Consider the following 5752-nt stretch of genomic DNA (forward strand, 5'->3'; position numbering starts at 1 on the left):
GTTAGGGGGGAGGGATGGTGTGGAAATCGTCCGCAACCTGGTTCAGAACCTGATTATTATCGTAGTTCTGGCGGTCTTTCTCGAAATGCTGCTCCCGGCCAGTGATATGCAACGCTATCTAAAAATGGTTATGGGACTCTTGATTATCGTGGTAGTTTTGCAGGCTGTAGGGGGGGTGGTGCGAGGTGAATGGCAGCATGACCTGCCGGAACCGGCTTTAACCGGAACTCCGGCTGGAGTTCGGGATTTGACGGATATTGTGGCTGCTGGACAGCGTATAAAAAACGGTCAGCAGCAAAAGGCACTGGAAGAATACCGGCAGGGCCTATCCCGCCAGATCTCTGCTCTGGCCGGCTTAAACAAGGATGTACAGGTAGTAAAAGTACAGGTTGACGTTTATGATGATCCCGCAGATAAGCGTTTCGGACAAATCAGGGAGATTGAACTTCTAATGGCTGCGGCTTCCCCTGAAGCCCGGGGAAGGGGGGGCAAGCGGGATGAATCTTTAGTGGACCCTGTGACCATTGATATTGGCAGCCGGGGTCTGGATGGGAATAAGGCTGTGAAAACAGAACCGGAAGCAAAAAAGGCGGCAGAACAGCTTGTCAAAACAGTGGCCAATTTCTACAACCTTTCACCTGAACAGGTTAAGGTGCACTGGGTAAGTCCATCTTGAGGAGGTCGGGAAAATGTCCATCAGGGATGTATGGAAGAGATTTCTGGGGAACCGGGAGGAGGGAGAACTTCCTCCGAAAATAACGAGGAGTCAGCTCGGTGTGCTGGGTAGTCTGGTTGTCCTGGGTGTGGTTTTGCTCCTTTTGGGTAGTACAAGCTTTCCGGCGAAAACAAAAGTTCCGGTTAATGAGGGGAGCCAACCCCTTAAAGAGAGCACGGCAAAACGACCAGACGATACCGATATGTCCCGCCAGGAGGCAGCCCTGGAGGAAAAGTTGCGGGAAATGCTTGGACAAGTAGAGGGGGCCGGCAAGGTGAAGGTAACGGTACGTCTGGCAAGTTCCAGCCGGGAGGAATATGCCGTCAACACCACTACCGGGCGAAAAACCACTCAGGAAAAGGACCAGGCAGGGGGGAGCAGGGTGACCAGTGAAGATACTGGCAGTGACCAGCTGGTTCTAATCCATTCCGGGCAGGGGGAAGTACCTGTGGTGGAACAGGAAATGGCTGCCCGGGTGGCAGGCGTACTGGTGGTAGCTGATGGTGCCCGCGATCCACTGGTCAAGGCCCGGCTGTTCCAGGCCGTACAGGTGGCCCTTGGTATTGAACCGCAAAAGATTCTGGTTTTACCGAGGGAAAGGGGGGAGATTTAAATGTATACAATTCTGATCCAGAAACGCATCCTGCTGGTTTTCCTGCTGAGTTTGCTGGGGCTTACGCTGCTTGTGCTGGGGTGGCAGGGCGTTCCCGGGCAGATGAAACGGCATCAAAGTGCACCGGTGTCAGTAAACAATGTGCCTGCCGTGCAGGGTAAAACAACCGGGAGTATACCGGAGTCGCCCCGCGGAGCTCAGGAGGTATCCCGGGATGGTACAGCCTTTTTTGTGGAGTACCGCCTGGACCGGGAACGTACCAGAGGCCAGCAGCTGGAATTGCTGCGGGAAGTTATCAACAACCCCCAGGCTGCGGCTGAAACCCGCAGGACCGCCCAGGATCAACTGCTGGCTATAAGCCAGAACATGGCCAGGGAAGTTGAGGTGGAAAATTTAATCCGGGCCAAAGGGTTCAAGGATGCAGCAGTATCGCTGGAAAATCACGGTGCTACTGTGGTGGTACAGGCGACCCGCATCTCCCCCGAGGATGTTACCCGGATTGCCGAACTGGTGTCCCGGGAAACGGGAGTGGCGGAACAAAATATAGTGATTATTCCCAGACCGTAGCGCAAATTCAAGAGCAAAACATTACTGAAGAGCGTGAACAAAAGCCTGTTAAGCCTTTTGATCTGAAGCGCATACTTAAAAAGCAGAGACGGGCACGGGACAAGTCCCCATGCCTGTTTCTTTTTCATAAGGTTGGAACTTTATGCTATGTAATAAATCTTGCGTTAAGGAGGCCCAAATCAGGTCGAATTAGAATAATGAGCCAGGACCTTAAACGATAGTTGTTTTTCATGAGGGAGAGGAGGTTTTTGAGATGAAACACGGGAAAAAATCTATCCTCCTGGTAGAAGATTCCACGCCCACCAGGTTCTCTACGAGAAGATTGCTGGAGAATAAAGGCTATGAAGTAACTGAGGCTGCCAGCGGGGAAGAAGCGCTGGTGAAGGCCAGAGAAAGCCTCGACCCGTTCGACCTGGTCGTTGTCGATATTCATCTGCCGGGGATCGATGGTTTAATCACGATCCGGAAGATTAAGGAAATACCGGGTTACCGCTATATTCCTGTGATGGTCCTTACAGCCGATGCAAAGGTGTCTACTGTTAAACAGGCCGTACAATTGGGAGCCGTCGAATACCTTTGCAAACCCTTCACTTCCGAACAGATCCTTGAACGTGTCCGCAGGCTCATCGGTCCGGGTGAAGAAGAAGCGCCATCTGAAATTTTAAAAAAACATCTTCGTAAGGAAATAAACCGTGCCAAACGAGGGAACACAAAGTTTTCCCTGGTTCTCGCACAGAGGGGGGCAGGCAGGTTGGACATAGCCGAGATAAACAGGCGCCTGCGCAGGAGGCTGCGAGAAATAGACGAAGTGGTGGTTCTCAACGATAACCTTGTAGCCCTGGTACTCCCACTGACAGGTGCGGAGGGTTCGGAAATGGTGGTTAAAAAGTTCGAGCAGTGGCTGCCGGAAAAAGGATGGCGTTTTGGCCGGGTGGCTTATCCTGAGAACGGTTCTAACGAAGAAGAGTTATTAAACAGGGCACTCGTACTGCTTGCGGAAAAAGAGAACCATAAATAAAAACAGGGGGCAGAAAAAAGAAAATAAGGACAGGCTTCGTAAACCCATCCTCACCACCAAATTAATTATATTACTTCTTGGCTGCGGTTTTCTTCACAGCGGTTTTCTTTACTTTGGAAGTTTTTACAGTTGCCCGTTTCTTATGGACCACCGGCTTCTTGTGCGCTACTTTTTTACTGGCAGTCTGTTTCGTGGCGACAGCTTTCTTCCTGGCTGTTGATTTCGCCCCGGCTTTGGCCGCTGGCACCGCAGGAGTAGCCTTCTTCACCCCAGCTTTAGGGTTGGCCGGCTTAGCTGGTACTGCCCCATGTTTGGTGGCTGTTACCACAGGTTTTACCGGTTGTTTTGCCGTTGCTGCCATGGCTACCGTTCCAAGTGGAGCAACAGCAGTGAAAGCGGTCATGGAGATCAGAGCTATACCTTTAATCAATTTTTCCCTTAGTTTCATCTCTCTGTTCACCCCCTTTCGTACTTGATTTTACTCGCACTTGTTTAACGTAACGTCTCCGGATTGTAAATAAATTGTAAAAGATTATGTGAGAAAGATGAAAACTTATTTGAAAATATCTTGTACGAGCATGGTGGCAGGAGATTAAAAAGCCAGCGTCGAATGGGTGTAATACAGAATTGGATTTAACAATGTCAAACACAAGATATGTTGTTCAAAGAAGGGTTTTCAGTATCATAAATTTTAACTGTGGAGGTCGAGGAAATGATTGCTTTATTTATAGGATTGGCGGCAGGGTTCTTTGGTGGGCTTGTGGGCCTGGGTGGCGGGGTAATCATGATCCCGCTCATGGTTGGCATGCTTAAGATGGGCCAGCATAAGGCCCACGGCACAAGCCTTGTAGCGCTCGTCTTCACTGGAATTTCGGGTGCTATCACCTATGCCTTAAATGGTTCGGTGGATATACTGGCCTCCGTCCTTTTGGCTTCGACCGCCATATTCACCGCCAGGGCTGGAGCGCGCTTTGCCAATGCTCTGCCCGAATGGAAGCTCAAGAGGTCCTTCGGAGGCTTTTTAATCTTCGTCTCTCTGCTCCTGCTTTTAAAATCTTACTTGCCCCATGTGACCAGGCCTGTTGTGGGTTGGTTGGAGATTCTCATCCTCCTGTTGACAGGTATTTTTACTGGCTTCCTCTCCGGGATGATGGGGGTCGGTGGGGGTACGATAATGGTGCCTTCCATGGTACTGCTCACCGGTTTTACCCAGTATACCGCGCAAGGTTGCTCCCTCCTTGCCATGGTTCCCGTTGGGATAGTTGGCGCTTATACCCACTGGCGTTTGGGGAATGTCAATAAAAACATCCTGCCGGGGTTGGTACCGGGCATCCTGGCCGGTACATATCTTGGTGGTTCTGTGGCCCATATTCTGTCTGAAGGAGCTTTGCGTATAATCTTCTCCGCCGTGCTGATCTGGACGGGTGTGAGGTATTTGAGGACGCCCAAACTCTCGACCGATGAGCAGTTAATTATTGAAGAAAGGGGAGATGGTTAGGCTAGCTCTCGATTTTGCCTTTCTACATGTGGATTGGTAGAATAATGGTTTCTTGTTGTAGAGTTAATGCATTGTCGTCAACGCAGGATTGCGGAAGATGATGGGAAAGTCCTCAGCTATCAGGTTTTTGGCTGGGGACTTTTTATAAGTAAACACCGAACACAGGTATTGAAGCCCGCGCAATAAGATAGTATGCTTAAATGCGGGGGGTCAATTATGATTTTTCAAAAAAGGGGCTTTAAAAACCAGATCCTGGTCTTAATTGCCCTGCTTTTGGTATTACCCATCGTGCTCGCAGGATATATGATAAACGTGATCCACAACACCCAGTTGAGCATGATAGAAAGTCAGAAGAAAAAAATGGCCAAAGCCATGGCACTCCTTGATGCCAGCCTGACCACATCCTTTGACGACCTTTTGATCAGAGCTGATGCTGTTCAGGCTCCTCGCCGGGATAAAGTGAAACTGCTGAACCGGCAACTCAAGCCGCTTATTACAAGAGTAAAGGAAAACTACCCGGAACTCGAAATAGGATTCTATTCCCGCGACCTGGATGTTATCCTGGACGGTGATGAAAACAGCTATGGTGAAAACTTTTCCAAAAGGCGCAAACGGGCCTTCGACGAAACCATCAAGACCAGCAAACCGGTAGTGGAAACCATGGGCCTTTCCGAAGGGGGACAGCTTGAACTGTACCGGCCCCTGATACGGAACGGGAAAATTATCGGTGCCGTCTGGGCTACGGAAGATCTCTCCATTCTCTACCGGCGGGTGGACCAGGTGCAGCGGGATGCCTACCTGGTTATTGCCGTGGGCTTGCTGGTGGGACTGGGGGGCGCTTTTGCTCTCATCCGGAACCTTGTGACGGCTGTAAACCAGGTCAAAACAGGGGTTCAGTTGCTGGAGACGGATCTTACCTATGTCCTGCCTCCTGCCACCGGTGAGCTGGGAGAAATCACCGAAGCTATCAACCACCTGGCCACCAAACTGGTCAACGTGCAGAATTATAATGAAATAATCCTGGCAAGCATTGATGACGGGATTCTGGCTGTGGACCTGCATGCAGTGCTCATCGGGGTCAATGCTGCAGCAAAACGCATACTCGGCCTGCCGGAAGACTGTCTGGATAAGCCGCTGGGGGATATCTTTCCACCGGATTCTCCTTTCTATAATTACCTGATAACCGCACTGCATGAACAACGACTGGTAAAAGACCAGGAAGTGCTGCACCCTGCCAGCGAAGGGAAGATGCTCCATCTTTTAATCAGTACCAACCTGATGACCAACATCCGCCAGGAGATTATAGGGGTGGTGTTGACGTGCCGCGATATTACCGACAGG

The 5752-nt window shown here is 50.5% G+C and carries 7 protein-coding genes; 6 read left to right on the plus strand and 1 reads right to left on the minus strand.

The genetic code is table 11. The annotated features are described in order from the left end of the window. From spoIIIAF to ACPLUI_RS10130, 4 genes are all read left to right on the plus strand, one after another. Positions 1 to 676: stage III sporulation protein AF (gene spoIIIAF / locus ACPLUI_RS10115; RefSeq protein ID WP_424660140.1), on the plus strand; the 676-nt coding region annotated here is incomplete at its 5' end. A gap of 13 nt (positions 677 to 689) precedes the next feature. Further along, entirely contained in the window at positions 690 to 1328 is a 639-nt protein-coding gene (locus tag ACPLUI_RS10120) for a hypothetical protein (RefSeq protein WP_424660141.1), read from the plus strand. Then, positions 1329 to 1895, plus strand: coding sequence for a SpoIIIAH-like family protein (locus tag ACPLUI_RS10125; protein WP_424660142.1), 567 nt, complete (start codon positions 1329 to 1331; stop codon positions 1893 to 1895). It abuts the gene before it with no gap. 253 nt (positions 1896 to 2148) lie between these two features. Then, entirely contained in the window at positions 2149 to 2913 is a 765-nt protein-coding gene (locus ACPLUI_RS10130; RefSeq protein ID WP_424660143.1) for a response regulator, read from the plus strand. Positions 2914 to 2983: 70 nt separating this feature from the next. Here the strand turns inward: ACPLUI_RS10130 and ACPLUI_RS10135 are convergent, their stop codons facing one another. After that, entirely contained in the window at positions 2984 to 3361 is a 378-nt protein-coding gene (locus tag ACPLUI_RS10135) for a hypothetical protein (RefSeq protein WP_424660144.1), read from the minus strand. Between the two features lie 264 nt (positions 3362 to 3625). Between ACPLUI_RS10135 and ACPLUI_RS10140 the strand changes: the two genes are divergently transcribed. Both ACPLUI_RS10140 and ACPLUI_RS10145 read left to right on the plus strand, forming a co-directional pair. Next, positions 3626 to 4411 carry a sulfite exporter TauE/SafE family protein gene (locus ACPLUI_RS10140; protein WP_424660145.1) on the plus strand — a complete coding sequence of 262 codons (786 nt, stop codon included), beginning with the start codon at positions 3626 to 3628 and terminating at the stop codon, positions 4409 to 4411. A gap of 216 nt (positions 4412 to 4627) precedes the next feature. Beyond that, positions 4628 to 5752: PAS domain-containing protein (locus ACPLUI_RS10145; protein WP_424660146.1), on the plus strand; the 1125-nt coding region annotated here is incomplete at its 3' end.

Origin of the sequence: Desulfofundulus sp. (genome assembly GCF_049701015.1) — a bacterium.
In the GTDB taxonomy this organism is placed as follows: domain Bacteria; phylum Bacillota; class Desulfotomaculia; order Desulfotomaculales; family Desulfovirgulaceae; genus Desulfofundulus.